This window comes from Actinomadura sp. DC4 (genome assembly GCF_030406325.1).
In the GTDB taxonomy this organism is placed as follows: Bacteria; Actinomycetota; Actinomycetes; order Streptosporangiales; family Streptosporangiaceae; genus Actinoallomurus.
On record NZ_JAUEQY010000017.1, the window covers coordinates 23,475 to 48,049 of the forward strand.

The following is a 24,575-nucleotide window of genomic DNA, read 5'->3' on the forward strand; positions in this document are numbered from 1 at the left end:
CGATCAGACCTCGTCGATCAGTCGAGGGGCGTGAGCAGCACGACCGGGATCTCGCGGGAGGTCTTCCGCGCGTACTCGTCATAGAGCGGGAAGATGTCCACCATCTGGGCCCAGAGGGCCGTGCGCTCGGCCGGGGACGCGACGCGGGCACGCGCGGTGAACCGGCGCGTGCCGGCCTGCACCCCGACGCTGGGGTCCGCCACGAGGTTCATGAACCACGCCGGGTCCTCCTCGGCACCGCCCTTGGAGGCGACGACGACGTACTCGCCGCCGGCGGTGCCGTAGATCAGGCAGGTGCGGCGAGGCGTGCCGGTCCGGCGTCCGGTCGTGACGAGCACGAGGGTGTGCACGCCGTTGTTCTCATGGCCCTCGGTACCGCCCGAGGCCAGATACGTGCGGGTGTGCTCGGCGACCCAGTCCCACTGTGAGTCGGTGGCGCGGTCCAGATCCTCGGCGATGGCCATGGCGGCTGTCCTTCCGGTACGGGGGATGGCGGCCACACGGGCCGCGTGCGAACAGAGCTTTCCGCTTATCTCTTGATCTCATAGCGCAGGAGTGCCACGCCGTTTCCGAACCCGGTGGCCTCGGCCAGCCTCAGGTCCCGCCCGTCCTCGAAAACGCGCGTCCCCCTGCCGCGTGACGCCGGGCAGACCAGCATCCGGACCTCGTCGACGACGCCGGCGTCCAGCAGGGAGTGCATGAGCCTCAGGCTTCCCCACAGCCAGATGTCCTTGCCGCTCCGCTCCTTGAGCTCCCCGATGGTGGCGACCGGGTCGCGCGTCACGGTCGCGGCGGGAAAGCCGCCCCAGGGGGCGTCGTCCAGCTTCGAGGAGACGACGAACTTGGTGAGGCCGTTGAGCTTCTCGCCGTACTCGCCCTGCTCGTCGGCGTACGGCCAGTAGTCCTTGGACTGGGCGTAGGTGTTCGCGCCGAGGATCATCGTGTCGACCGAGTCGATGAACCCCATCACGCTCGCCTTGAACGCCGGGTCGGTCCGGTCGGAGAAGGGCTCCCCGGACACGAAGCCGAGCCCGCCGTCCTCCTCCGCGGCGATGTTGTCGACGGTGACCCACTGCTGGACTATGAGCTTTCGCATGACTGTCCCTTCCGGTACGCGCGGCCACGCGGGCCGCATCCGCACCGGGGACGGAGCCGTCACGCCGATCTCGACATCCCGGCCCCGTCCTTTCGGCGGGCCGGCCGGATCACAGCAGCGGCAGCTGCTCGGCCACCGGCGCCGGGGGAACCTTCGGCGCCGGGGCGGGCGCGCGGAGCGGCCGCCCGCCCCGGCCGACGCCGTACTCGGCGGCCAGCTCCGCGACCTTGGCGGAGATGCGCCGCTGGTAGTCCTTCGGCGCGTACGCCCCGCGCCCGTACAGCCGCTCGTACGGGGCGACGAGCTCGGGGTGGCACTCGCGCAGCCAGCTCATGAACCACTCGCGGGCGCCCGGCCGCAGGTGCAGCACGATCGCCGACACCGACGTCGCGCCGGCCTCGGCGATGCCGCGGACCGCGGCCTCCAGCTGACGCGGCGTGTCGGACAGGTAGGGCACGATCGGGCCCATGAGCACGCCGCAGGCGATGCCGTGCTCGCCGAGGGTCGCGCACACCTCCAGCCGCTTGTGCGGGCTCGGCGTGCCCGGCTCGACCAGCCGCCACAGCTCCTTGTCGACCGAGCCGACCGACACGGCCGTGCCGACCTCGGTGCGCTCGGCCGCCTCCTCCAGCAGCGGCAGGTCCCGCAGGATCAACGAGCCCTTGGTGAGGATGGAGAAGGGGTTCGCCGCGTCGCGCAGCGCCTCGATGATGCCGGGCATCAGGCGGTAGCGGCCCTCGGCGCGCTGGTAGCAGTCGACGTTGGTGCCCATCGCGATGTGCTCGCCCGCCCACTTGGGCGCGGCGAGCTCGCGGCGGACCAGCTCGGGCGCGTTGACCTTCACCACGATCTGGGAGTCGAAGTCGTGTCCCGCGTCGAAGTCGAGATAGGTGTGGGTGTTGCGGGCGAAGCAGTAGCGGCAGGCATGGCTGCAGCCGCGGTACGGATTGATCGTCCAGGCGAACGGCACACGTGAGGCGCCCGGCACCTTGTTGATGATCGACTTGGCCCGGATCTCGTGGAAGGTGATCCCGCGGAACTCCGGGGTGTCGACCGTGACCGGGGTCCCGAACAGGCCCGGCTCCTGGCCATCGAGTGACAACGCGTCCCAACGCATCCCCTCATGCTAGAACATGTGTTCGAGGTGAACCGTTCGCGGGGGCGTCCCCGTGTGCCTGATAAGGACCGCACGCCGACCGAAGGGCCGACCGATGACCACACCGCAGACCGCGCTGCCCAAGACGCAGAACACCCCGGTGCTGCGCACCGACTACTCCGACCAGCCGCGCTGGGAGGCCGTGCGCGAGGCGATCGAGACGCCCAACGAGGACGAGTTCAAGGCGTACGTGGACTACCTCGACGACCCGATCTACCGCGACCTGACGCCGGAGCAGATCCTCACGCTGGTCCCCGACGAGGCCTTCGGGCACCGCATCGTGATCGTGGCCGACGCCGTCGCGCTGGCCTCGGAGGAGATGCCGATGCTGGTCATCGACGTGTCCGACGAGCGCGGGCGGGCGATCCGCGTCGTCGTCGAGGAGCTGTGGGGCATCGAGAACAACCTGTCGATCGCCAACATGGACTACGTCGAGTTCGCCGACTCGGTCGACGAGGACGGGGTCTTCCGCGGCTTCTGAGCGGCGGTCAGGGCAGGTGTTCGAGGGTACGGGCCAGGTCGCGCGGGGTGACGATGCCGACCAGGCGCTCGCCCTCGAAGACCAGCATCCGCCCGCGGGCCAGCCGGGGCAGCAGGTCGGCCAGGGACGCCTGCGCGCTGGTGCGCTCGGCGTCCTCGACGACGGCCGAGACCGGCTCGCCGGCCTCCTGCGCGCGGATCCTGGCCGCCGTCACGACGCCGCGTACGACGCCGTCGTCGACCAGCGGATAGGCGGTGTGGCGGTGGCGGGGGAGCATCTCGCGCAGAAACTCCGCCGCCGTCATCGAGGCGGGCACCGTGAACGGGTCGGGCGTCATGATCCGGCCGATCGTGATGCCGTCCAGGCGGGCCGCCGCCCGCGCCTGGCCCGCCTCCAGGCCGGCCGCCGCGATCAGGAACCAGCCGATGAGGATCAGCCACAGCCCGCTGAAGTTCCACAGCGACACGTAGAAGCCGGCGACCATGGCGATCCAGCCGAAGCCCCGCCCGGCCGCCGAGGCGCGCAGCGTCGCCTTCGTACGGTCGCCGGACAGCCGCCACAGCAGCGCGTGCACGAGCCGCCCGCCGTCCAGCGGCGCCGCCGGGATCACGTTGAAAAGCGCGAGCACGACGTTGATCGCCGCCAGCCAGGCCAGGCAGCCGGCGACCATTCCGTTCATGCCGGCGATCAGCAGGACCGCCGAGGCGCCCGCGAGCACCACGCCCAGCAGTAGACTCACGAGCGGCCCGGACCCGGCGATCCGCAGCTCGGCACCCGGGCTCTCCGGCTCGCCCTCGAACCGCGCGACCCCGCCCAGCAGCCACAGCGTGATGCCTTCGACGGTCAGGCCGTTGCGGCGCGCGACGATGGCGTGCGCCAGCTCGTGCGCGAGCAGCGACGCGAGAAACGCCGCGGCGGTGACCAGCCCGCCGAGGACGTACACCACCGGGTGCAGGCCTTTGTAGGACTGCGGCAGGCGCTCGGCGGCCAGCCCGTACGCGAGGAGGGTGAAGACCACGAGGACGGTCCAGTTGACGCCGACGCGGACGCCGACGATCCGGCCGAGCCGGAAGGTGTCGTTCATGCGCCGCCGCCTTCAGAGAGTGCCACTTCTGAACCGATACCCGGTTGCGCGCCGGGACTCTCCGGCAGAATGCCATCTCATGAGCCGGTCTCGGGGGCGAAGCAAAGCAGCGGCTCTGGTCCTCATCGCGGCCATCGCCGGGGTGAGCGCGGGATGTGCGGACCGGCACGACCCGCCGGCGGCGTCCGCGGCCGGGGTCCCGGCGGCCGAATGCGGCCAGACCGCCGCACGCGCGGACCCGGCGCGGCGCACCCGCGCGATGTGGATCACGACGGTCAACAACGGCGACTGGCCGAACAAGCGGGGGCTGTCGGCCGCCAAGCAGCAGGCGCAGTACCGCCATCTGCTCGACGTGGCCAAGAAGCTCAACCTCAACACCGTCTACGTGCAGATCCGCCCGGCCGCCGACGCGTTCTACGCCTCCAAGTACGAGCCGTGGTCGCAGTACCTCACCGGCCACCAGGGCGGCGACCCGGGCTATGACCCGCTGAAGTTCCTGGTCGCCGAGGCGCACGCGCGGGGCCTGGAGTTCCACGCCTGGTTCAACCCCTACCGCGCGAGCGCGCAGGCCGACCGGAACAAGCTCGCGCCGAACAGCCAGGCGCGGCTGCACCCGGACTGGGTGCACCGCTACGGCGGCGCGCTGTGGTTCGACCCGGGCCTGCCGCAGGTGCGCGACCTGGTCGGCAAGGTCGTCATGGACGTGGTGAACCGCTACGACGTCGACGGCGTGCACCTGGACGACTACTTCTACCCCTATCCGCTGCCCGGCCAGTCCTTCCCCGACAGCGCCACGTTCAAGAAGTACGGCTCCGGCTACAAGAACCTCGGCGACTGGCGGCGGCACAACGTCGACGCCCTCATCCAGAGCCTGCACACCCAGATCCACAAGGCCAAGCCGTCGGTGCGCTTCGGCATCAGCCCGTTCGGGGTCTGGCGCAACAAGTCCCGCGACCCCGCCGGGTCGGCCACCACCGCGCTGCAGAGCTATGACGACATCTTCGCCGACAGCCGCAAGTGGGTGCGCAGCGGCTGGGTCGACTACATCGCGCCGCAGCTCTACTGGCCGATCGGCTTCAAGGCCGCCGACTACCGCACGCTCGTCGCCTGGTGGGCCAAGCAGGTCGCCGGCACCCACGTGCAGCTCGTCATCGGGCAGGCCGCCTACCAGGTCGGGCAGGCCGGGCCCTGGAAGGACCCGGCCGAGCTGTCGCGGCACGTCGCCCTCGACGCCCGCTACCCCCAGGTCGGCGGCGAGGCCTACTTCAGCGCCCGCGACCTCGACCAGGACCGCCACGGCTTCGCCTCACGCCTGCTGCGCGACCACTACTCCCGCCCGGCCCTGCCGCCGGCCGCCGGCACCGGCGCCGCGCCCTCGGCGCCGGGCGGCCTGAAGGTCAAGGACGGGAAGCTGACCTGGAAGGGCTCGGGCGCCGCGGAGTACGCCGTCTACCGCGGCCCGGCCAAGGGCCCGGCCTGCATCGCGCCGGACGGCCGGCTCCTGGTGAAGGTCGTCGACGGCGGCACGCACTCGGCCACCGACACCACCGCCAAGCCCGGCCACGCCTACACCTACTACGTCACCGCGCTCGACCGCCGGCACCGCGAGAGCCCGACCACCCACGGCGCGGCCGTGACCGCCGCCCGCAAATAGCGGCCTTCGGCCCGCGCAGGAACCGCGATGATGAGCGGGAGCGCGGGGGAGACCTGGCCGGCGTCGCGAAGCGACCCGAACGCCGTCGCGATCCCGCCGCCGGCAAGGTCGGCGGCCGGATCGCGACGGGAGAGAACACGACGAGGAGGAGCACGCGTCCGGCGCGGCGGCCCGGCCGGGCGCCTCACCCCCGCCGCAGGCCTCGCCCTCCGCACAACCGGGCACGACGGCCTGGCCGGAGACCTCTCCCCGCCCGGGACGACGTCATGGCCGGACACCCGGCCCGTACCGCGCCGGGGTGGGACCCCTCAGCCCCGGGGCTTGGCCACCAGCTCGAGGATCTCGGCGGTGGTGCCGGTCTCCCCGAGGCGCGGGAAGATCCGCTCGACGCTGTTGTGGTGCGCGTCCGCGTCCAGGTCGGTCATCGCGTCCGTCGCGAGCGTGACGTGGTAGCCGTGCTCGTGCGCGGCGCGCGCGGTGGACTCCACACCGATGCTCGTCGCGACGCCGGCCAGCACGATCTGGGTGACGCCCCGGCGGCGCAGCTGCAGGTCCAGGTCGGTGCCGTGGAAGGCGCCCCAGTTGCGCTTGGTCACCACGATGTCCTCCGGGTGGCCGGCGAGGGCGTCGACGATGGCGTCCCAGCCCTCCGGCGGGGTGCCGGTCCGCCGCGGAGCCTGCGTACGGCCCGGCACGGCGTCCGCCCCGTCCGGGCTGAAGGTGACGCGTACGAGCACGACCGGCGCGCCGTCCGCGCGGAACGCCTCGGCCAGCTCGACGGTGCGCGCGACCACCTCGCCGACGGGATGCGGCGTACCCGGCGCGGTGACGACGCCGTTCTGCAGGTCGATGACGACCAGCGCGGTATGCGGGTCGAGCGTGGTGACGGACATGGGGGACCCTTCTTCCGGTCGCCGCCGGCCTGGGCCGGCCGGCGGCGAGGGCCCACGCTAAAGCCTTCAGTCTGGACTGTCCAGTTGGAGCTTGTCAGCCTGAGCTGAAGAACTCAGGCTACGGTCCAGCCGGGCGACTCTCCCCAGTTCCAGGGCCGTCCAGAGCGCGCCGTCCGGGCCCACGGCGATGCCGTGCGGTTCCGAGGACGGCGTGGGCAGGTCGTACTCGGTGATCACGCCGGCGGGCGTGATGCTCCCGAGGCGGCCCGCGCCCCACTCGGTGAACCAGCACTCACCGGAGGGCGCGGCGACGATCGCATGGGGTCTCGCGGCCCGGTCGGGCAGCGGGAACTCACCGATCGCGCCGTCCGCGCCGAGCCTGCCGATCTGCCCCGCGCCGATCTCCACGAACCACACCGCGCCGTCCACCCCGCACGCGATGCCCACCGGCGCCGCGCCGGGAGTGGGCAGCCGGTGCAGCGTCACCTCGCCGTCGAGGCCGATACGGCCGACGGCGTCGGCCTGGTTGAGGGTGAACCACAGCGCCCCGTCGGGGCCGGAAGCGATCGCGGAGGGGAACGCCCCCGGCGCGGGGACGGAGAAGTGGGAGATCAGGCCGTCGGTGGTGACGCGGCCGATCCGGTCGGTCCGCATCTCGGTGAACCACAGCGCCCCGTCCGCGCCCGGGCAGATCCCGAACGGCCCGCCTGGCTCGGGCAGCTCGAACGCCGTGAGGGTCCCGTCGGTGGTGATCCGGCCGATGTGGTGGTCGGCGGAGCGGGTGTACCACAGCGCGCCGTCCGGGCCCGGGGTGATGACGGCCGGCCCGCACCCCGCGGGGCCGGCGGGATACCGGGTGAGGCCGCCGTCGACGGTCAGGCGGGCGATCTCTCCGCTGTGGATCAGGGTGAGCCACAGCGCGCCGTCGGGACCGGCCGTGATGCCGTACGGGCCCGCCTCCGCGCCTGAGACCGGGAACTCCCGGATCGAGGTGTGCTCGGTGTGCTGCATGAACGTCCTTTCCCATGCCGTGCCCAGCCTCGCCACCCTGCCCACCGTCACTCCGGTGCCGCAAACGCATTAACGACCTGGACGGCCCTACCGCCATCCGCACTCCGGGGTCATCGGAATGTGGGTCTCGGGCCGGAGCCGGAGGCGGGCGTCTGGATCCGGGTCGGGCATTTGCTGCACACTGATGGCAAACAATCGCCCCGCCGATGAGGACAGACATGGAGCCCGCGCCACCCCTTCCGGCGTACTACCGGCTCAAGCGGCGCCTGCTCGGCGACATCGAGGCCGGTCACTACGGCCCGGCCGGGAGGCTGCCCACCGAGCACGAGCTGTGCGCCGCCTACGGCCTCAGCCGTACGCCGGTGGCGCGGGCGCTGTCGGAGCTGGCCGCCGAGGGCGTCGTGGTCCGGCACCGTCGCCGCGGCACCTTCGTCAACCCCGGCTGGGTCGCCGCGCTCCAGGCCGCGCCGAAGGTGTCGGTGATGGCCAGCGAGGGCGGCTGGGCCGGGCAGTTGAGAGAGGCGGCGGGCAACGACCTGCGGCTGGAGATCACCACGGCGCCCTTCGGCGACCTGCGGGTCATGTTCCGCCGGGCCATCGCCGAAGGCCGCGGGCCCGACCTCGCCATCGTCGACTCGGTGTGGGTGGCGGAGTTCGCCGAGTCGCACATGCTCACCCCGATCGCCGAGCTGGACCCGGACTGGACCGCCGAGCACGACGCCGACTTCCTGCCGCCGTTCGTCGGCGCCTACCGCCTCGACGGCGACGGCGGACGCAGCGTCGCCGTGCAGGCCCCGGCCGACGTCGCCGGCCTGTGGTACGACCGCGAGGCACTGGCCGCGGCCGGCGCCGAGCCGCCGCGGACCTGGCGTGACCTGCGCGCCCTCGGCCGCCGGCTCGCCGAGGGCGCCCCGCGCGGCCGGCACGCCCTGGTCCTGCCCGGCGGGCCGGCGGCGGGGGAGACCGCCACGTACGCGCTGGTGGCGCTGCTGGTCGCCAACGGCGCGACCGTCCTCACGCCCGAGACGGTGACGCTGGACGGCCCGGCCGCGGTCGAGACGCTGCGGTTCCTGCGCCGGCTCGTCGACGACGGGGTGCTGCCGTCGGAGGTGGTGACCTACGACCGGGACCGCGCCGCGCGGCTGCTCGCCGCGGGCCGCGCCGGCATGTTCCTCGGCGGCAGCTACCAGGCCGAGACGCTCGCCGAGGAGACCGGGACGCCGCTGGCCGAGGTCGCTGGCCGGTTCGGGTTCGTGCCCGTCCCGGCCGGGCCGTACGGGCCGCCGCGGATCCTGTGCGGCGGCATGGTCTACTGCGTGCCGCGCCAGGCGCGCCACCCGGAGCTGGCGATGCGGCTGCTGCGCGCGGCGACCGCGCCCAAGTGGCTGGAGGAGGTGTGCCGCGAGACGGGGCAGCTCCCGCCCCGGCGCAGCGTCCTGGACGCGCTGGCCCCGGTCTCGGCCTTCCACGCCGGGACCGCGGCCCTGCTCGAGCACGCCGTCATGCGCCCGCCGGTGCCCGCGTACGCGCTGGTGTCCGCGCAGCTTCAGGCGATGGTCGAAGGCGTGCTGACCCGCCGCTGGAGCCCCGCGGCCGCCGTGGCGCTCGCCGCCGACCGGATCAGTGCGATCACCGGCCGTCCCGTCGTCCGTCCCTGATGACCCGCAACAGCGACGTAACTCCGGAGTAAGGGATTCGTCACCACTCTTGACGTCACGCGCCCGTCCTTCCACATTTGCCACAACGTTATGCCAATTCGCGGAGGTGCTGCGCATGAGGCGGCAATGGGCTCTGGTGATGACAGCGGTGACGGTCGCGGCGGGGTTGAGCGCCTGCGGTGACAGCGGATCCTCGGACAGCAAGACGATCAAGGTGGCGTACCAGAAGTTCGGGAACTTCATCGGCGCCGACGAGCTGTTCAAGAAGGTCAAGCCGGTCTTCGAGCAGCAGAACCCCGGCGTGAAGCTCAAGCTGATCCCCGTCGAGGCCGACGAGAACTCCTACTACACCAAGCTCGGCCTGATGCGCCGGTCCAAGGCCACCGCGCCCGACGTCGCCTACGAGGACACGTTCTTCGTCAACTCCGACGCCGAGGCCAAGTTCCTCATGCCGCTGGACTCCAAGCTCGGCGCGTGGCCGGACTGGGGCCAGTTCATCGGCGCGGCCAAGGCGGCCGGCAGGGCCGGCGACGGCCGCACGTACGGCATCCCGATGGGCACCGACACCCGCGGCCTCTGGTACAACCGGAAGATCTTCGCCAAGGCGGGCCTGCCCGACAAGTGGGAGCCCAAGAGCTGGAACGACGTGCTCACCGCCGCCCGCCAGATCAAGGCCAAGGTCCCCGGCGTCATCCCGCTCAACGTCTACGCCGGCAAGGGCGTCGGCGAGGCCGCCTCCATGCAGGGCTTCGAGATGCTGCTGTACGGCACGGGCAACAAGCTCTACGACGACCAGACCAAGAAGTGGATCGCCCCGAGCCGCGGCATGACCGACTCGATGAACCTCCTCAAGACGATCTCCTCGGAAAAGCTCGGCCCGACGCCGCAGCAGGCGCTCGACCCGCACTGGAGCGACAACGTCGGCGGCCAGGAGCTCCCGCAGGGCAAGCTCGCCATCGACCTGGACGGCTCGTGGCTGCCCCAGGCGTGGATCCCCGGCGGCGCCTCGGCCTGGCCCGAATGGTCCTCGACGCTCGGCACCGCGCCGATGCCCACCCAGAACGGCCAGGCGCCCGGCAAGGTGTCGCTGTCCGGAGGCTGGCTGCTGTCCGTCGGCGCCAACACCAACAACCCCGACGCCGCGTGGAAGCTCGTCCAGCTCGCCATGAACAAGGAGAACTCCCTGTTCTTCTACGTCAAGGCCACCCAGGTCTCGGTGCGCGGTGACGTCACCAGCGACCCGGCGTACGTGAAGGGCAACCCCACCCAGAAGTTCTGGACCGACCTGGTCTCGGTCACCCAGTACCGGCCCGCGTACAGCGTCTATCCGCAGATCTCCAACCAGCTCCAGGCCGCGACCGAGTCCGTCGTGACCGGCCAGGCGAGCCCGGACAAGGCGACGAACGACCTGGCCGGCCAGATCAAGCAGCTCGCCGGACCGGACAAGGTCGAAGGAGCCCCCTGATGGTGGCGGTGGGACTCCCCGAGCCCACCCGGACCGCCTCCCGCCGTCCGCGCAACGTGCGCGGGCGGCGGGCCGCCGGCCGGATCCTGCCGATGATCCCCGCCTTCGCCCTGCTGGCCCTGTTCTTCCTCGGCCCGATCCTGTGGTGCGTCTACGCCTCCTTCACCGACGTCGCCCTCACCGGCGCGACCGCGAGCACCCCGCACCTGATCGGGCTGCGCAACTACCGGCGGATGTTCGACGATCCGGCGTTCCGCCAGTCGCTGTGGCTCACCGTGGTGTTCGTCCTCGGCTCGGCCGTGATCGGGCAGAACGTCGGCGGCATGGTCCTGGCGCTGCTGATGAAGTCGCGCAGCCGCCTCGCCCGCGCCGTGGTCGGCGCCATCGTCGTCGGCGCGTGGGTGATGCCCGAGCTGGTCGCCGGGTTCGTCTGGTACGCGTTTCTGTCCGACGACGGCACCCTCAACGCGATCCTGCGCGGCGTCGGGCTGGGCGGCAAGAGCTGGCTGTACGCGACGCCGCTGCTGGCCGTCACCCTGGCCAACATCTGGCGGGGCACCGCGTTCTCCATGCTCGTCTACTCCGCGGCGCTGTCGAACGTGCCCGATGACCTGCTGGAGGCCGCGGCGGTCGACGGCGCCTCGGCGTACCGGCGGCTGCGGCACATCACGCTGCCGCTGATGCGCCGCGCGGTGATGACCAACCTGATGACGATCACGCTGCAGACCCTGGCGGTGTTCACCCTGATCTTCGTGATGACCGGCGGCGGGCCCGGCACCAAGACCCAGACCCTGCCGATCTACATGTACCAGTCGGCGTTCAAGTTCTACCAGCTCGGCTACGGCGCGGCGCTGGCCATCGTGCTGCTCGCCGTCGGCGCCGTCTTCTCCGTCGTCTACCTGCGGATGATGCGGGAGGAGGTGTGACGACGGCCGCCCGTACGCTCCCGCGCCCGGCCACGACGTCCCCGCGCCGGCGCAACGCCGCGGCCGCCGCCTACCTCGTGCTCGCACTGATCGCGCTCGCCTACCTCGTCCCGTTCGGCTGGCTGTTCCTGTCCTCGGTCTCGGACGACGCGACGCTCGGCACCTCGGTCCCGGAGCATTTCACGCTGAGGAACTTCGCCGACGTGCTGACCGGCGACAACCTGCACGCGCTGGTCAACAGCCTCGTGCTGTCGCTGGGATCGGCACTGCTGACCCTCGTGCTCGCCGCGCCGGCCGCCTACCCGCTCTCGCGCTACACCCACAGGTTCGGCCGGCCGATCCTGCTCATCCTGCTGTTCGCCACCGGCCTGCCCATCACCGCGATCCTCGTCCCGGTGTACGGGTTGTTCGTCCAGCTCGACCTGCTCGACTCCATCCCGGCGACCGTGCTGTTCCTCACCGCGACCGGCCTGCCGATGGCGATCTGGCTGATGAAGAACTTCATGGACGAGGTGCCGATCTCGCTGGAGGAGGCGGCGTGGGTGGACGGCGCGTCGGGGTTCCGCGCCCTGCTGCGGATCGTCCTGCCGCTGATGCTGCCGGGCACCGCGGTGGTGTTCACCTTCACGTTCGCGCTGACGTGGGGCAACTTCTTCGTGCCGTTCATCCTGCTGGTCGACCCGGCCAAGCAGCCCGCCTCGGTCGTGATCTTCCAGTACTTCGGGCTGCACGGGACCGCCTCGTACGGCCTGCTCGCCGCCTTCTCGGTCCTGTACTCGACACCCGTCGTCGTGCTGTACACCGTGGTCCAGCGCGTCCTGGGCAACGCCTTCGCCCTGTCCGGCGCCGTCAAGGGCTGAGCGCCCTACGGCCGCTTGTTCTGTCAGCTCCGCCGCGCACCGCCGTGACGCGCGGCGGGCACCGTCCGGAGGCGAATACGAGAACGATCGGTATCGGAGTCGTTCCTGAAGGTTTCCCTCAGGAGTCAAAGGGGGGATGATTCGAGGAAATGTGTGACCCCCTGGAGGTGCGGTATGGCGCTCTCGATGGAAGAGGAGCGAATCCTCACAGAGATCGCATCTCAACTCGGCCAGGAGGACCCGGCCCTGGCCGGCCGCCTGGCGAACTTCGGCCGCCTGCGCAGGCGCCGGCGCATCCGCGCCATCGCGGCGGTCGTCGTCGCGATCCTCGTGATCGCCTCACTGGTGGGAGCGGCGTTCGTCACGATCCCCACCTGACAGACGTGAACGTCCCCGCCGGACGAGTCCGGCGGGGACGGCACGCCTGTGCCGGTGTGGTGGTCGCCTCGCGGCGAAGGCACAACGCGGCTCCTGCTCCGGCCGATGGCCGGCGGTATTCCACGAAGGCGATAGGTGCGGCCCGGGGACACATGCCACACCGGCACCCCCAGCGTAACTTGTTCCCCACCGTGGATATTCCAACGCCGCCCGTGTCGGCCTCTCACGTGCGCACCGGCCCCGCAACCGTACGGGGCCCCGCGGGGTTCTCATCTCCGTGACCGACACCGACATCCGTACCTCCGTCACCGCCAGGCTCGCCGAGGACCTCGACGCCGGGTTCGCCGAGCTGTTCGACGGCTACCGCAACGTGGTGTTCTCCACCGCGCTGCGGCTGTGCGGGCGGTGGGCCGACGCGGAGGACCTCACCGCCGAGGCGTTCCTGCGCGCCTACCGGGCGCTGGCCGGCTACGACGCCGAACGGATCGCCGCGCTCAGTGTCCGGGCCTGGCTGCTGACGATCCTGACGAACCTGTGGCGCAACAGCGCGCGCTCGGCCGCCCGGCACCCGCCTCCGGCACCACTGGAGAACTCACCCGACCCCGTCGACCCCCGCGAGGGAGCCGAACAGGTCGCCGAACGGCACGAGACCGGCCGTGAGCTGGCCGCGCTGCTCGGCGAGCTCACCGACGAACAACGGCTCGCGGTCGTGCTCCGGCACGTCGCGGACCTGCCGATCGCCGACATCGCCACCGTGCTCGGCAGCCCGCAGGGCACGGTCAAATCCCACATCTCGCGGGGCCTCGGACGGCTCCGCCGGCTCTACGAGGGGGAGCGCCCATGAACGGTCTCGAACAGGACCCGCTGGCCGAGGGCCTGGCGGCACTGTCCGTCGACGCCCCGCCGGGCCTGCTGGACCGGGTCGCCGCACGCTGGGTACGTGTCGAGGCCCCGATCGGCGACGTCTACGTCGCCTCCACCGACCACGGCATCGCCTACCTGCGGACCGGACCCGGCGAAGAGGACTTCACCGCCTCCTTCCGCCGCCGATTCGGCCGCCCGCTGCTGCCCGCCGACCGCCCGCCCGCCGGGCTCGTCCCGGCGCTGCGCACCGGCCGCACCGGCGACCTGCGGCTGGACCTGCGCGGGCTGAGCCCGTTCGAGGCCGACGTGCTGCAGGCGGCGCGGACCATCCCGCGCGGTGAGATGCGGCCCTACTCCTGGATCGCCCGGGAGATCGGCCGGCCCCGCGCGGTCCGCGCGGTCGGCACCGCGCTCGGCCACAACCCGGTGCCGCTGCTGATCCCCTGCCACCGGGTCATCCGCGCCGACGGCGGCATCGGCCAGTACGTCTTCGGCACCCCGGCCAAGGAGACGCTGCTGCGCGCCGAGAACGTCAACGTCGACGAGGTGGGCGCGCTCGCCGCCGGCAACGTCCACCTGATCGGCAGCGACACGACCGGCATCGTGTGCCTGCCGAGCTGCCACAACGCCCGGCGGATCGCCCCGGCCCACCGCCGCGGCTTCCGCTCCATGGCGCTCGCCGCCGCGGCCGGCTACCGCCCGTGCCGGCACTGCCGTCCGGCCGCCGCGAACCGACCATGACCACCCTCCGTTTGTAGTTGACTTCTCAGGGTGACAGTCGCTGAGCGTTTCACGGTACCGGCGTCGATCCTCATCGCCCTGACGGGCTGCCCGGGAGCGGCAGCGAGCGGGACGGAAGGCCCGCGCGCTCCCGTGGCGGTCCGGGCTCCGCTCAGCGCCGAGGTGCTCCGGGCGATGACCCGGGACCGGCTCTCGCCCGACGCCGCGGTCGCGGCCTACTGGACCGCCGGCCGGATGCGCGTGGCCGGCCGGCCGCCCGGCGGCGCGCCACCGGTGTCACGGCGGGCCGGGGCGCCGCTCGGGATCGCCGGCCGCACGGTGGGGAAGGTGTTCTTCCGCGACGCCGCCCACGGCCGGGACTTCTCCTGCTCCGCCGCGGTGGTCGCCGGCCCGTCCATGAGCCTGCTCGCCACCGCGGGACACTGCGTGTACGACGCCGGCGGCACCTGGCACCAGAACTGGATCTTCGTGCCGGCCTACGACCGGGGCCGGCGGCCGTACGGCGTCTGGCGAGCGACCTGGCTGGCCACCTTCACCGGCTGGACGGCGCGCAAGGAGCCCGACCTCGACGTGGCGTTCGTGAAGGTGGCGGCCATGGACGGCAGGCCACTGGCCGGGGTCGTCGGCGGCAACGGGATCCGCGGCGGGTTCTCGTCGCGGACCCGCCCGGTGACGGTCGTCGGCTATCCGTTCCTGCCGCCCTATCCCGGCGACCGGCAGTACCAGTGCCGGCGGGTCGCCGAGCCGGCGGGCCACCGGCTGCGGATGGCGTGCCCGCTCACCACCGGCGCCAGCGGGGGCCCGTGGCTGGACGGCTATGACCCGGCGACCGGCCGCGGCGACCTCGTCGGGGTGACCACGAACACCGATCTGGCCAACACCACGCTGTGGAGCCCGCCGTTCGACGACGGGGTGCTGGCCCTCTCCCGCTGGGCCGACCGGCTCCCGTGACGTCAGAACGCCACGGGGTCCAGCCACAGGCGCGGCGCGCCCGGGTCGCCGAGCCGGCGCAGGAAGGACAGCATGCCCGCCGTGCCGGTCGACCAGCCCCCGCTGCTGTCGTGAAGCGAGGTGTCGGGGAAGATCGGGGCGTCGGCCGGGCCCCCGGCCCTGGCGAGGAGCAGGTCGGCGACCCGGCGCGCCTGCAGCAGGTGCGCCTCGTCTCCCGTGGCGCGGGCGAGATCGAGGAAGAACTCCCCGATGCCCGCCAGCCCGCAGCACTGCGTCAGGGCGTACATCCGCGGCGCGAGGCCCCGGCAGGCCGTGGCGGCGTCGAGCGCCAGGTCCAGATGGCCGTCGTCGCCGAGTTCACGCGCGGCCCGTACGAGTGATGCCCCGATGCCCGCGAGCCCCTGGCAGAAGGAGGCGTGCATCGGCTTCGCCGAGGGGCACCGGGCGGCGTCGATCAACGGCGGCAGGTGCTGGGCGAGCAGGTCGCACCGCTTGCGCAGGGCGGGCTCGACATCCTCCCCCTCCGCGGCGGCGTGGTAGGCGGCCAGGAAGTGCACGACGCCGGCGAGGCCGTGCGAGAAGCCCAGAGTGCGCGACACCTGCGTGCAGTCGGCGTAGTCGAGCGGCTCCTCGGTCAGGCCGGCGGGGGAGTCGTCGGTGAGGAGCCGTCGCGCGCACTCCGCGGCGAGGTCCATGCGGCCGGCGTCACCGGTGAGCCGCCACAGGAGCAACTGCCCGGTGCCGATGCCCGCCAGGCCGTTGTGCTGGTCGTCGGCGGTCACGCGGGAGAGCACCGGGCGGGCCATCGGCCCGGCGAGAGACGTCAGGACCTCGTCGTCCAGCGCGGCGCCGGCCGCGGCGACGAACACCGCGATGCCGGTGTCGCCGGTGTAGAACGCGGGGCGGCCGCGGCGCAGGGTCCGCAGCCCGTTGGTCCAGTAGGCCAGGGCCCGCGCCAGGTCGCGTGCCGGTCCGTCGCCCTCGTGGTGGAGCAGTTCCATGCCCATGCCGGCGCTGCCGCGGTAAAGGTTGACGGGGCTGGCGACGATGCCGCCGGTGAGGTCCGCGCCGGCCATGAGCCGTGTGGCGTGCCGAGACACCTCGGCGACGCTGTGGCCGACCGCGGCGCGGTGCGTTCGCCCGCCGGGGGCGGCCGGCGCGGGTACGGAGGAGCCACGGCCGGAGCGGATGGCGTCGGCCGCCCCGCGCCGCTCCGCGGGGTCGGCGGCCAGCAGTCCGAGGATCGCGCCGGTGATACCGCCGCGCCCGTCCAGCACGGCGGCCGCGCGTCCGGTGTCGTGGTTGTGCGGGTCTCCGGTGAGCCAGGTCGGCGGCACGCCCGTGGCGGCGTAGAACAGCGTGGCGCCCAGGGAGAAGTAGTCGGCCTCGACGGTGCCCGGCTCGTCGCGCTCCTGCTCGGGCGGGCTGTAGCCGGGGGTCCAGCCGAACAGCTGGGCGTCCCCGGCGTGGCTGATCTCGAAGTCGACCAGGCAGGGACGGCCCGTGGCGTCGTCGAGGACGACGTTGGTCGGGTTGACGTCGCGCACCAGCACGCCCCGCTCGTGCACCCGGTCGAGGAGCTCCAGCAACGTGCCGGCCAGCCGGGGAAGGCTCCGCGACGCCGGGTCGGCGGTGTAGAGCCCGTTCTCGGCGACGTCGCGGCCGAGCGCCAGCGCGCCCATGTCGGTGATGGCGAGGTATTCGCGGTCCTCGTGCCGGAAGTGGTCGACCATCGCCGGAACCCCGTCGAGGCCGGACAGCCTCTCCAGGACGTATCGCTCGTTGCGCAGCCGTGCCCGTGAGTCGCGCCCTCGTGAGTCCTCGTTGACGAAGGCCCGCGCCTCCTTGACGATCACCTGGCGCTGCTCGGCGGTGTCGAGCGCCCGGTACACGACGCCCTTGCCGTTGCGGGTCAGGGCCCGCTCCACCTGGTAGCGCCCGCCGAGCATGACCGCCGCGGCGCCGGGCTCCGCCCGTACGGGCCGGCGCTCGGCGGCGAAGGGGTCGGGCAGCCACGGAGGCTGCCAGTACGACTCGTTCGCGGCGCCCGGCAGCGTCCTGCCCTCCGGGTCGGTGACCACGAGCTCGAAGTCGCCGTCGTCGTTGTCGTCGTACACCGGCCGAAAGGGCCCGTACCGGTAGTAGACGGGTGCGTCCGGGTGGACGCGCCGGTCGCTGTACACGCGGGGCGCCTCCAATCCGGCGAGGTCGGCGGCGAGCCTGCGGGCGAGCTCCACGACGTCCCCGTGTCCGGCGTAGACCGTCATCGCCTTACCGATCGCGCCGGGATGGTTGTTGGAGGAGTTGAGGTCGCGCAGCAGTCGGCCGGACCGGACGACCTTGAAATGACAGGGGATGGACAGCAGCGTGGGCAGACTCCGCCGCATCGTCTCCATCAGCGTCGCGGGACGCGCGGCCAGATGGATCTTCCAGCCTTGTACGGGGAACGGGAACGCCGGATCCTCCACGACCAGCCACGTGCCGTTCGGGTAGTGCACCCGGGTGTTCCCGGCGAGCTGTTCGGCCAGTGCGGCACGGACAGCCTTCTCCTCGGGCCCGAGGGTGGTTTGGTTAGCCATTTCGCCGGCCTTCCGCTCGATCTACTCACCGGCCCGTACGGCCGCCGGCCTCGTTGAATGCCCGAGGGGCCATCAACGGTCGATGGCCCCTCGGCCGCCCGGCGGTCAGCGCATGCTCACCATGGGCGTTGGTGCGGTTGTCAGGTCAGGCCTGGGTGCTGAAGTCGTCACACAGCAGGGTCCGACCCCAGTGACACACCGTGCAGCTGCCGGCCTGGATCTGGGGGACATCCGACGGGACGCCGGCCAGGGACTCCGGCTGGATCGCGCCCGCGTCGCGCGGTTCGGTCAGAGTGAGCACATCTCCTCCTAGTGCGATTACCGTACGTTACACTACAACTACAGATAGTAAGCAGGATGGCATCGGATGTCTACCCTGCGTCATCTTCAGCGGAAGAAAGCACCCGTGAGGCGATCACAGAGAGTGACGGAGACCGAATGGCCGTACGTTCCCGGCACAGCGACGGCCGGTCCGCCACCGGCACCGATGAGCCCCTCGCCTCGGTGCCGGTCATCCAGGCGCGCGACCTTGCCAAGTCCTATCCGGAAGGCCCCGCCGTACGCGGGGTCGACCTGACCGTCCCGGCCGGTCAGACCTTCGGTTTCCTCGGCCCCAACGGAGCCGGGAAGACCACGACCATCGCGATGCTGTGCACGCTGACGGCGCCGTCCGCCGGGCGGGCCTGGGTCGCCGGTCACGACGTGGTCGCCGACGCGCACCGGGTGCGGCGCCAGATCGGCCTGGTCTTCCAGGACACCACCCTCGACCAGGGGCTCACCGCCTGGGAGAATCTCCGTTTCCACGCCCGCCTCCACGGCGTTCCGGCGGCCGACGCCCGGACCCGCGCGCGCGACCTGCTGGACCTGGCCGGGCTGAGCCGGCGGCGCGACTCTTTGGTCGGCACCTTCTCCGGCGGCATGAAACGGCGCCTGGAGATCGTGCGCGGGCTGATGCACCGGCCCCGGGTGCTGTTCCTGGACGAGCCGACCATCGGCCTCGACCCGCAGACGCGCGCCCAGATCTGGCACCACCTGCACGAGCTACGGCGCCGGGAGCGGGTCACCCTCTTCCTGACGACGCACTACCTCGACGAGGCCGAGCACTGCGACCGCATCGCCATCATCGACGACGGCCGGATCATCGCCGAGGGCACCCCCGCCGAGCTCAAGACCGTCATCGGCGCGGACCGCGTCGAGCTCCGGTCGAGCGACGACCGGGCCGCCGCCGCGCAGTTGCGCGACCGGTTCGGCCTGCACGCCACCGAGGGCGAGGGCTCGCTGCGGGTACGCGTCGAGGACGGCGCCGCCTTCGTGCCGCGCATGTGCGCGGCCCTCACCGTCGCGATCCGGTCGGTCACCGTCGTACGGCCGAGCCTCGACGACGTGTTCTTCCACTACACCGGCCGCACCATCCGCGAGACCGACCAGGGAGCCAGGCGATGAGCACATCGGCACCCGCCGCCCGGCGGCTCACCGGCGAACTGTCGGCCCTGCTCGTCATCTGGCAGCGCGACATGCTGCACTACCGCCGTGACCGCCTGAAGATCCTGGTCACGGTGCTCCAGCCGGTCATGATGCTCACGGTCCTGGGCGCGGGCCTGGCCTCGCTGCTGCCCGCCACCGGAGGCGCCGACTACCGCACCTTCCTGTTCCCCGGCATGCTGATGATGACGATCCAGGCGCCGGCCATCTCGGCCGGCGTCTCGCTGGTGACCGACCGGCAGTCGGGCTTCCTGCGGGAGATCACCCTGGCGCCCGTACGGCGGGAGACCGTGCTGGTCGGCCGGTGCCTGGGCGGCGCGAGCATCGCCACCTGCCAGGGCGCCCTGCTCCTGCCGCTGGCAGGCATCGCCGAACTGCCCTACGACCCGGTCACGCTCGCCCTGCTGCTCGGCGAAACGGTGATCATCGCCTTCATGATGACGGCGCTGGGCGTGCTGCTCGCCATCGCGATCAGCCGCACCGAGTCCTTCTACGCCGTGCTCAGCATCATCACGATGCCGCTGATCTTCTTGTCCGGGGCGATGTTCCCGGTCAAGGACCTGCCGGGCTGGCTGTTCTCGGCGGTCCTGCTCAACCCCGTGAGCTACGCCGTCGACGCGCTCCGCCGGACGATCACCGCCCGCCTGCCGGGCCCGGTGCCCGCGGCGCTGTTCGACGGGCCGCACTGGGGCGGCTGGCATCCGCCCGTTCTCCTCGAACTGGCCGGCATCGCCCTGACCGGTGCCACGATGCTCGCCTGGGCGGGGCGCCGCTTCGGGCGTGCCTCGTGACCTGCTGATTTGCCGACCTGCCGGATCGCGTTGAGCCGGTGTTCAGGATCATCGTGTTGACTGTATCGGTCACCCGCCGTCGAAACCCAAGGTCCTCCGCCTTGACCACCACCGCCTCGGCCATCACGACAACGACCGTTACGGGCCCGGCCGCCACCGCGCCCGCACCGCCACCCGCCGGGTCCCGCGACCCCTACTTCGACAACGCGAAATTCCTCGCGGTCGTCCTCGTCGTCATCGGCCACGCCTGGGAGCCGCTGCGCGCCCAGAACGTCGGCGGCCGGGTGCTGGAGGCCGCGCAGACCTTCGTCTACGCCTTCCATCTGCCGGTCTTCATCGTCATGTGCGGCTACTTCTCCCGCGGCTTCACGGCCGGCCGCGACCGTACGCGCAAGCTCGTCGCGGCGATCATCGTCCCGTACGTCATCTTCAGCGTGGCCTACCCGCTGTGGGCCGGGCTGCTCGCGGGGAACCACGTCGGCTGGGACCCTCTCGAGCCGTACTACCTGACCTGGTTCATGCCCGCCCTGCTGCTGTGGCGGCTGTCCACGCCGCTGTGGCAGCAACTGCGCTACCCGATCACGGCGGCTCTGGTGATCTCGATGATCGCGGGGTTCGTCACCCTGCCGAGCATGCTGAACGCCGCGCAGGTGCTGTCGTTCCTGCCGTTCTTCGTCATCGGGCTCACCCTGCGCCCCCACCACTTCGCGTTCCTGCGGCGCCGCGCGATGCGAGCCGCCGGCGCGGCGCTGCTGGTGGCCGGCGGCGGTGCCGCGTACGCGGCCGCGCTCACCGTCGACCCCGAGTGGGTGCACTGGCGGCGCAGCTTCGTCCAGCTCGGCGTCGGCGAACCGGCCGGCGTGGGCTTCCGGCTGATCGCACTCGGCGCGGCGGTGGCGCTGACCGTGGGGTTCCTGGCGGTCGTGCCCGGCCGCCGCACGTGGTTCACGCGGTTCGGCTCGGCGAGCATGTACGTCTACCTGCTGCACGGTTTCGTGACGCTCTTCCTGTCCTACCAGGGCTGGTACTACCGGGTCAGCGGCCCGGAGGTCGTGCTGGTCACCGTGGGCTGCGGGGCGCTGGCGGTCGTGCTGTCCAGCGGCGCCGTACGAGGGGCGTTCCGCTGGGCGGTCGAGCCGCGCATGGACTGGCTGTTCCAGCCCAGGACGCCGGCCGTCGTCTCAACGCGCGTTGTGAAAAATGACGCCGAGCACGTGCCGGCTGCCGGACCGGACCTCGCTCACGCCGTGCCGCATCGCGACCCGCCGGAACCCCCGCGCGCCGGGCACCGGACGGTGCCGCACCGGGAAGACCAGCCCCTGGCCGACCCCCGGCCGGGCGACGACCGGCCGTGACTGCTGCCGGGGCCGCTGCTCCACGAAAACGCTCTCGCCGCCGGTGAAGTCGGCGTCGGGCACGCTGAGCATGAACGCCACCTGCAGCGGGAACGTCACCTCGCCGTAGACGTCCTGGTGCAGGCAGTTGTGACCACCGGGCCCGTACCTCAGCAGCAGGGGCGTCGGCCGGTGCTGACCCGCTGCGGCGCAGCGTTCCCGCAGGTCATCGAGGCGCTCGGGGAACGCCGGCTCGCCCAGCCGGGCGGCCCAGCGGTTCGCGATGCGCGCCAGCGGCGGGTACAGGGCCTCCCGCAGCTCTCCTACGGGGTCCGGGAGCGGGTCGGCGAAATAGCGGTAGGAGCCCTCGCCGAACGCGTGCCGGGCCATCACGATCGTGCTGCGGAACAGCTCGTCCCGGTCGTAGAGCGCGATGAGCTCGGCGCAGCGCTCGGGCGTCAGGAGCGGCTGGGTCACCGCGATCCCGGTGCGGTCGAGCTCGGCCTCCAGCCTCGCCCAGTCCGGGCCGGTCTCGGCGATCTCGCCGGTCTCGTCGGTGAGGATCATCTGCTCGGTCATGCGTCTCCCCCTGTCGGCTGAAGTCGTCCTCCTGGGGAACACCGGCCGGGCTCAGAGGGTTGCGCGGTCGGCTGGACCCGGCGACCCGGCCCAGGCCACGGCGACATTGACACAGAACTCACCGTCGCTGCGGCGAGGGTATCTCCAGCGCAGGCCGGCGGAATCGGTCACTGCGTTCGCCTGATCCCTGTGGGCGACGCGGAGTCCCACGCCGGCCTGCGCGCCCCCTAGCGCACCGACCGCCCGGTCGCCGGCCGGCCGCACCTGCTCGGAGACGAGCCGGAAACCGCGTCCCACGCCTGTAATGAAGGCTTCGGCGACGATCGATGCTCTTCCGCCGAGTGCGAGCCTGAGCTCATAGGAGCTCAGCCGGTCGTGGACGTAGCGGACGAGGCTCTCATCCGCGACCGGTCGGCGACCGCGGTCACGAAGCGCCTGGTTCACCCGATCCACCGTGAACGCCAGTTTCTCGCGGTCGAGCGGTATCGGTGCGGGGAGACTCTCCTCCCTGCGCGGGTATCGCTGTTGCGGGCCTCCGAGATCGTCATAAAGCTCTCGCAAATATGCGCTCTCGTGAGGAAGTTCCTGGTCGTAGGGCCTCCCGAACACCAGCCCCGAAAAATACTCGGCCACGAACTCGTGCGGGCTTTTCCCGTTTCCTGCATAGTGACTGATTCGTTCTATCCAGGAGCTCTTCGCCGGGTCGATCAGTGCGGTACGACTCAGGTCGACGATGGAGAACTCGTCGGCGAGATGGTGACCGAGCTCGTGCACGATGAGCGCCACTTCCACCTCTTCGAAGTGGCCGGCCAGCTGCCGTGCCGCTCCGGGGCGATGCCGCAGAGACTCTATCTCTCCGATTATCAGGCTGTTGACGCCTTCGTAGTAGGCCGCACCGACCGACGGAAAGCCGTAGATTGCGATCTCGGTGATGTCCAGCGTGGGAGGACGTCCCGGCCGGACCGGGGGCGTGCTGCCGATGGTCAGCCATCGTGTGTACTTGGGCAGCCACACCTCAAGATCCGGCACCTCGAACCCCGCGGCCTGGACATGGTCGACCGCTCGCCGCACCCACCCGATCCGTCTGTCCACCACGGGCTGAGGGGTGGTCGGATCGTAATGTACGGCGATTTGTGTTCCGCCGGCGGTAAGGGTGCGCGTCGCGAAGGCGGGCGTTCCTTCCTCACCTCGATGATTAAGGTCCCGGTCGGTGCTCCGATCCTGGCGATTCAGATAAATGTTTTCTATCTCGGGATATCTGTGCCTTACCGAATCCGTCATGAGTTCGCGCACGACGTCATCGGGCAGGTCGGATGCCACACCGGCCCGCGTTTTGATGGCCGTGACCTGCCTGTCCCTGTCCTCCCGTGCGATGACGGCATTCCTACTCAGCATTTGCTGGACGTCGCGAGCGGCGAAATTCTGCTGATGAGCGGTCAGGGACCCGGAGGCGGTGAGCCGGTAGAGATGTTTGGCCAGGGACGGCGCGAGGTCGTAGTAGCGCCCACGTCGTGCGCGCTCGGCCGCGTCGGGCGGGAGGGTGTCGACTCCCCACCAACCGGGGCCTCGCCCCGGACGGGGATCACGGGCAGGCCTGCCGAGAACGCCCGGGCCCGGCTCCGGGGTGGCGCCGATGTGGGAGGTGGCCTTGTCGGTGAGCGCCTCGACGATCGACCCGCCGGCCAGCGTCCGGAGGGGTTCGCTGGTCACCGGTTGTGCGGTGGTCAGATCGATGTGCAGGGCACGGGCGTCGGCGACGGGACCGAGGGGGCTGTTCAGCGGGTCGGTCATGGCGGGGGTGAGGTCTTTGAGCACGGCGGTGTGGCCGTCGTAGTCGAGGACCTTGACGCCCTGGGTCGTGTTGATGAGCACGAGGGCGTGGCCGACCGTGGAGCGGCCGACGATGACGGTCGTGGCGGTGTTCTCGCGCTCGACCGTCTCGACCACGGCTCTCCAGGACCGGACTCGTTCCCAGCTTCCGGGCTGGTTCAGCCGGCGCCGCGCGCTCGGATCCGCCGAGGCCGCCGCGTCATCGACCCATCGCACCCCCGCCGGCGGTTTGACGCCTTGGCGGAAGACCCCGGCCAGGACCGCTTCGGCGAACTCCAGGCAACGCCCGGCGACGTCGGGGACACGATTGCGCTCGACCTGACCGGTCGCATACGACAGCACCTGGAGCAGCTGGTCGTCCGCGTCGGCCGCCGGACCGCCCATCTGGGCCGGCGGCTGATAGGGAAGGCCGTTTTCCCGGCCGGTGGCCCGGCCCCGGGGCCCGACCGCGCGCAACGCCTTGGCCTTGACGCTCAGGCCGGCGTCGGGGTTTCGCGGCAACGGCACGTACCGCACCCGGCCATCGTCACCGACGGCCGGCATGTACACGGCGGCTTCCACACACGCGGCGACGCTGTGGCCGGAGGCCCGCCAATCAACCACCGGGACCGCCACCGGCCCGGCGCCCACGCCTGATCCCGACACCAACCCGCCCCTCAATACCGTGTCCCGGACGCCCCCAGTCTGCCTAACTCAGGGAGAAATCGGTGCCCCCTTTCGAGGCGAACCGGGAGCCGTTCGTACTCGCGTACGGAACGGCGG

General features: G+C 71.7%; 22 protein-coding genes and 1 pseudogene. 13 read left to right on the forward strand and 10 right to left on the reverse strand.

Features of this window, described 5'->3' with window-relative positions; translation table 11 throughout:
- Positions 1–17: 17 nt before the first annotated feature.
- From QWU11_RS26520 to QWU11_RS26530, 3 genes are all read right to left on the reverse strand, one after another.
- Complete coding sequence (locus QWU11_RS26520) at positions 18–464, reverse strand: nitroreductase family deazaflavin-dependent oxidoreductase (protein WP_290117129.1); 447 nt, start codon at positions 462–464, stop codon at positions 18–20.
- A 65-nt stretch (positions 465–529) separates the two neighbouring features.
- Positions 530–1,096 carry a dihydrofolate reductase family protein gene (locus QWU11_RS26525; protein WP_290117130.1) on the reverse strand — a complete coding sequence of 189 codons (567 nt, stop codon included), beginning with the start codon at positions 1,094–1,096 and terminating at the stop codon, positions 530–532.
- A gap of 109 nt (positions 1,097–1,205) precedes the next feature.
- Positions 1,206–2,213 (reverse strand): Rv2578c family radical SAM protein, encoded by a 1,008-nt coding sequence (locus QWU11_RS26530; protein ID WP_290117131.1) that lies wholly within the window; start codon positions 2,211–2,213, stop codon positions 1,206–1,208.
- Positions 2,214–2,307: 94 nt separating this feature from the next.
- Here QWU11_RS26530 and QWU11_RS26535 point away from each other — a divergent pair, with 94 nt between their 5' ends.
- Entirely contained in the window at positions 2,308–2,733 is a 426-nt protein-coding gene (locus QWU11_RS26535) for a hypothetical protein (protein WP_290117132.1), read from the forward strand.
- Positions 2,734–2,740: 7 nt separating this feature from the next.
- Here QWU11_RS26535 and QWU11_RS26540 read toward each other — a convergent pair whose 3' ends face one another.
- Positions 2,741–3,817 (reverse strand): site-2 protease family protein, encoded by a 1,077-nt coding sequence (locus QWU11_RS26540; RefSeq protein ID WP_290117133.1) that lies wholly within the window; start codon positions 3,815–3,817, stop codon positions 2,741–2,743.
- Between the two features lie 79 nt (positions 3,818–3,896).
- Here QWU11_RS26540 and QWU11_RS26545 point away from each other — a divergent pair, with 79 nt between their 5' ends.
- Entirely contained in the window at positions 3,897–5,471 is a 1,575-nt protein-coding gene (locus QWU11_RS26545) for a family 10 glycosylhydrolase (protein WP_290117134.1), read from the forward strand.
- Positions 5,472–5,779: 308 nt separating this feature from the next.
- On the opposite strand, the gene QWU11_RS26550 is transcribed toward QWU11_RS26545, so the two are convergent.
- Both QWU11_RS26550 and QWU11_RS26555 read right to left on the reverse strand, forming a co-directional pair.
- Positions 5,780–6,364: a hydrolase gene (locus QWU11_RS26550; protein WP_290117135.1), complete on the reverse strand. Its 585-nt coding sequence runs from the start codon at positions 6,362–6,364 to the stop codon at positions 5,780–5,782.
- A 66-nt stretch (positions 6,365–6,430) separates the two neighbouring features.
- Positions 6,431–7,375, reverse strand: a complete 945-nt coding sequence (locus tag QWU11_RS26555) for a virginiamycin B lyase (RefSeq protein ID WP_290117136.1) — start codon at positions 7,373–7,375, stop codon at positions 6,431–6,433.
- Positions 7,376–7,581: 206 nt separating this feature from the next.
- Here QWU11_RS26555 and QWU11_RS26560 point away from each other — a divergent pair, with 206 nt between their 5' ends.
- The 8 genes from QWU11_RS26560 to QWU11_RS26595 all read left to right on the forward strand — a co-directional run bounded on the left by QWU11_RS26560 (position 7,582) and on the right by QWU11_RS26595 (position 15,218).
- Positions 7,582–9,033: an extracellular solute-binding protein gene (locus tag QWU11_RS26560; RefSeq protein ID WP_290117137.1), complete on the forward strand. Its 1,452-nt coding sequence runs from the start codon at positions 7,582–7,584 to the stop codon at positions 9,031–9,033.
- A 115-nt stretch (positions 9,034–9,148) separates the two neighbouring features.
- Complete coding sequence (locus tag QWU11_RS26565) at positions 9,149–10,498, forward strand: extracellular solute-binding protein (protein ID WP_290117138.1); 1,350 nt, start codon at positions 9,149–9,151, stop codon at positions 10,496–10,498.
- Complete coding sequence (locus tag QWU11_RS26570) at positions 10,498–11,424, forward strand: sugar ABC transporter permease (protein WP_290117139.1); 927 nt, start codon at positions 10,498–10,500, stop codon at positions 11,422–11,424. Before QWU11_RS26565 ends, QWU11_RS26570 begins: the two co-directional genes overlap by 1 nt.
- Positions 11,421–12,284 (forward strand): carbohydrate ABC transporter permease, encoded by an 864-nt coding sequence (locus QWU11_RS26575; protein WP_290117140.1) that lies wholly within the window; start codon positions 11,421–11,423, stop codon positions 12,282–12,284. Before QWU11_RS26570 ends, QWU11_RS26575 begins: the two co-directional genes overlap by 4 nt.
- A gap of 174 nt (positions 12,285–12,458) precedes the next feature.
- Positions 12,459–12,662, forward strand: coding sequence for a DUF3040 domain-containing protein (locus QWU11_RS26580; protein WP_290117141.1), 204 nt, complete (start codon positions 12,459–12,461; stop codon positions 12,660–12,662).
- Positions 12,663–12,939: 277 nt separating this feature from the next.
- A complete protein-coding gene (locus tag QWU11_RS26585; protein WP_290117142.1) occupies positions 12,940–13,506 on the forward strand; it encodes an RNA polymerase sigma factor in 567 nt (188 codons plus the stop codon).
- Positions 13,503–14,267, forward strand: coding sequence for a methylated-DNA--[protein]-cysteine S-methyltransferase (locus QWU11_RS26590; protein ID WP_290117143.1), 765 nt, complete (start codon positions 13,503–13,505; stop codon positions 14,265–14,267). The genes QWU11_RS26585 and QWU11_RS26590 overlap by 4 nt, the downstream gene beginning before the upstream one ends.
- A gap of 30 nt (positions 14,268–14,297) precedes the next feature.
- Positions 14,298–15,218: a trypsin-like peptidase domain-containing protein gene (locus QWU11_RS26595; protein WP_290117144.1), complete on the forward strand. Its 921-nt coding sequence runs from the start codon at positions 14,298–14,300 to the stop codon at positions 15,216–15,218.
- Between the two features lie 2 nt (positions 15,219–15,220).
- Here QWU11_RS26595 and lanL read toward each other — a convergent pair whose 3' ends face one another.
- A complete protein-coding gene (lanL, locus tag QWU11_RS26600; protein ID WP_290117145.1) occupies positions 15,221–17,797 on the reverse strand; it encodes a class IV lanthionine synthetase LanL in 2,577 nt (858 codons plus the stop codon).
- 145 nt (positions 17,798–17,942) lie between these two features.
- Positions 17,943–18,098 (reverse strand): hypothetical protein, encoded by a 156-nt coding sequence (locus tag QWU11_RS26605; RefSeq protein WP_290117146.1) that lies wholly within the window; start codon positions 18,096–18,098, stop codon positions 17,943–17,945.
- 137 nt (positions 18,099–18,235) lie between these two features.
- Here QWU11_RS26605 and QWU11_RS26610 point away from each other — a divergent pair, with 137 nt between their 5' ends.
- From QWU11_RS26610 to QWU11_RS26620, 3 genes are all read left to right on the forward strand, one after another.
- Positions 18,236–19,240: an ATP-binding cassette domain-containing protein gene (locus tag QWU11_RS26610; RefSeq protein WP_290117147.1), complete on the forward strand. Its 1,005-nt coding sequence runs from the start codon at positions 18,236–18,238 to the stop codon at positions 19,238–19,240.
- Positions 19,237–20,070: an ABC transporter permease gene (locus QWU11_RS26615; RefSeq protein WP_290117148.1), complete on the forward strand. Its 834-nt coding sequence runs from the start codon at positions 19,237–19,239 to the stop codon at positions 20,068–20,070. The genes QWU11_RS26610 and QWU11_RS26615 overlap by 4 nt, the downstream gene beginning before the upstream one ends.
- Positions 20,071–20,171: 101 nt before the next feature.
- Positions 20,172–21,425 carry an acyltransferase family protein gene (locus QWU11_RS26620; RefSeq protein WP_290117149.1) on the forward strand — a complete coding sequence of 418 codons (1,254 nt, stop codon included), beginning with the start codon at positions 20,172–20,174 and terminating at the stop codon, positions 21,423–21,425.
- Here the strand turns inward: QWU11_RS26620 and QWU11_RS26625 are convergent.
- Positions 21,318–21,983, reverse strand: a pseudogene (locus QWU11_RS26625) (2OG-Fe(II) oxygenase); the annotation flags it as partial. The gene QWU11_RS26620 and the pseudogene QWU11_RS26625 overlap by 108 nt on opposite strands.
- A 51-nt stretch (positions 21,984–22,034) precedes the next feature.
- Entirely contained in the window at positions 22,035–24,443 is a 2,409-nt protein-coding gene (locus tag QWU11_RS26630) for a hypothetical protein (protein WP_290117150.1), read from the reverse strand.
- Between the last annotated feature and the right edge of the window lie 132 nt (positions 24,444–24,575).

Bases quoted from the DNA above. Each gene is read 5' to 3' on its own strand.
- QWU11_RS26565 (WP_290117138.1), top strand. From the start codon at position 9,149: ATGAGGCGGCAATGGGCTCTGGTGATGACAGCGGTGACGGTCGCGGCG.
- QWU11_RS26550 (WP_290117135.1), bottom strand. From the start codon at position 6,364: ATGTCCGTCACCACGCTCGACCCGCATACCGCGCTGGTCGTCATCGAC.
- QWU11_RS26535 (WP_290117132.1), top strand. From the start codon at position 2,308: ATGACCACACCGCAGACCGCGCTGCCCAAGACGCAGAACACCCCGGTG.
- QWU11_RS26555 (WP_290117136.1), bottom strand. From the start codon at position 7,375: ATGCAGCACACCGAGCACACCTCGATCCGGGAGTTCCCGGTCTCAGGC.
- QWU11_RS26545 (WP_290117134.1), top strand. From the start codon at position 3,897: ATGAGCCGGTCTCGGGGGCGAAGCAAAGCAGCGGCTCTGGTCCTCATC.
- QWU11_RS26525 (WP_290117130.1), bottom strand. From the start codon at position 1,096: ATGCGAAAGCTCATAGTCCAGCAGTGGGTCACCGTCGACAACATCGCC.
- QWU11_RS26570 (WP_290117139.1), top strand. From the start codon at position 10,498: ATGGTGGCGGTGGGACTCCCCGAGCCCACCCGGACCGCCTCCCGCCGT.
- QWU11_RS26540 (WP_290117133.1), bottom strand. From the start codon at position 3,817: ATGAACGACACCTTCCGGCTCGGCCGGATCGTCGGCGTCCGCGTCGGC.
- QWU11_RS26580 (WP_290117141.1), top strand. From the start codon at position 12,459: ATGGCGCTCTCGATGGAAGAGGAGCGAATCCTCACAGAGATCGCATCT.
- QWU11_RS26615 (WP_290117148.1), top strand. From the start codon at position 19,237: ATGAGCACATCGGCACCCGCCGCCCGGCGGCTCACCGGCGAACTGTCG.
- QWU11_RS26520 (WP_290117129.1), bottom strand. From the start codon at position 464: ATGGCCATCGCCGAGGATCTGGACCGCGCCACCGACTCACAGTGGGAC.
- QWU11_RS26610 (WP_290117147.1), top strand. From the start codon at position 18,236: ATGGCCGTACGTTCCCGGCACAGCGACGGCCGGTCCGCCACCGGCACC.
- QWU11_RS26530 (WP_290117131.1), bottom strand. From the start codon at position 2,213: ATGCGTTGGGACGCGTTGTCACTCGATGGCCAGGAGCCGGGCCTGTTC.
- lanL (WP_290117145.1), bottom strand. From the start codon at position 17,797: ATGGCTAACCAAACCACCCTCGGGCCCGAGGAGAAGGCTGTCCGTGCC.
- QWU11_RS26560 (WP_290117137.1), top strand. From the start codon at position 7,582: ATGAGGACAGACATGGAGCCCGCGCCACCCCTTCCGGCGTACTACCGG.
- QWU11_RS26590 (WP_290117143.1), top strand. From the start codon at position 13,503: ATGAACGGTCTCGAACAGGACCCGCTGGCCGAGGGCCTGGCGGCACTG.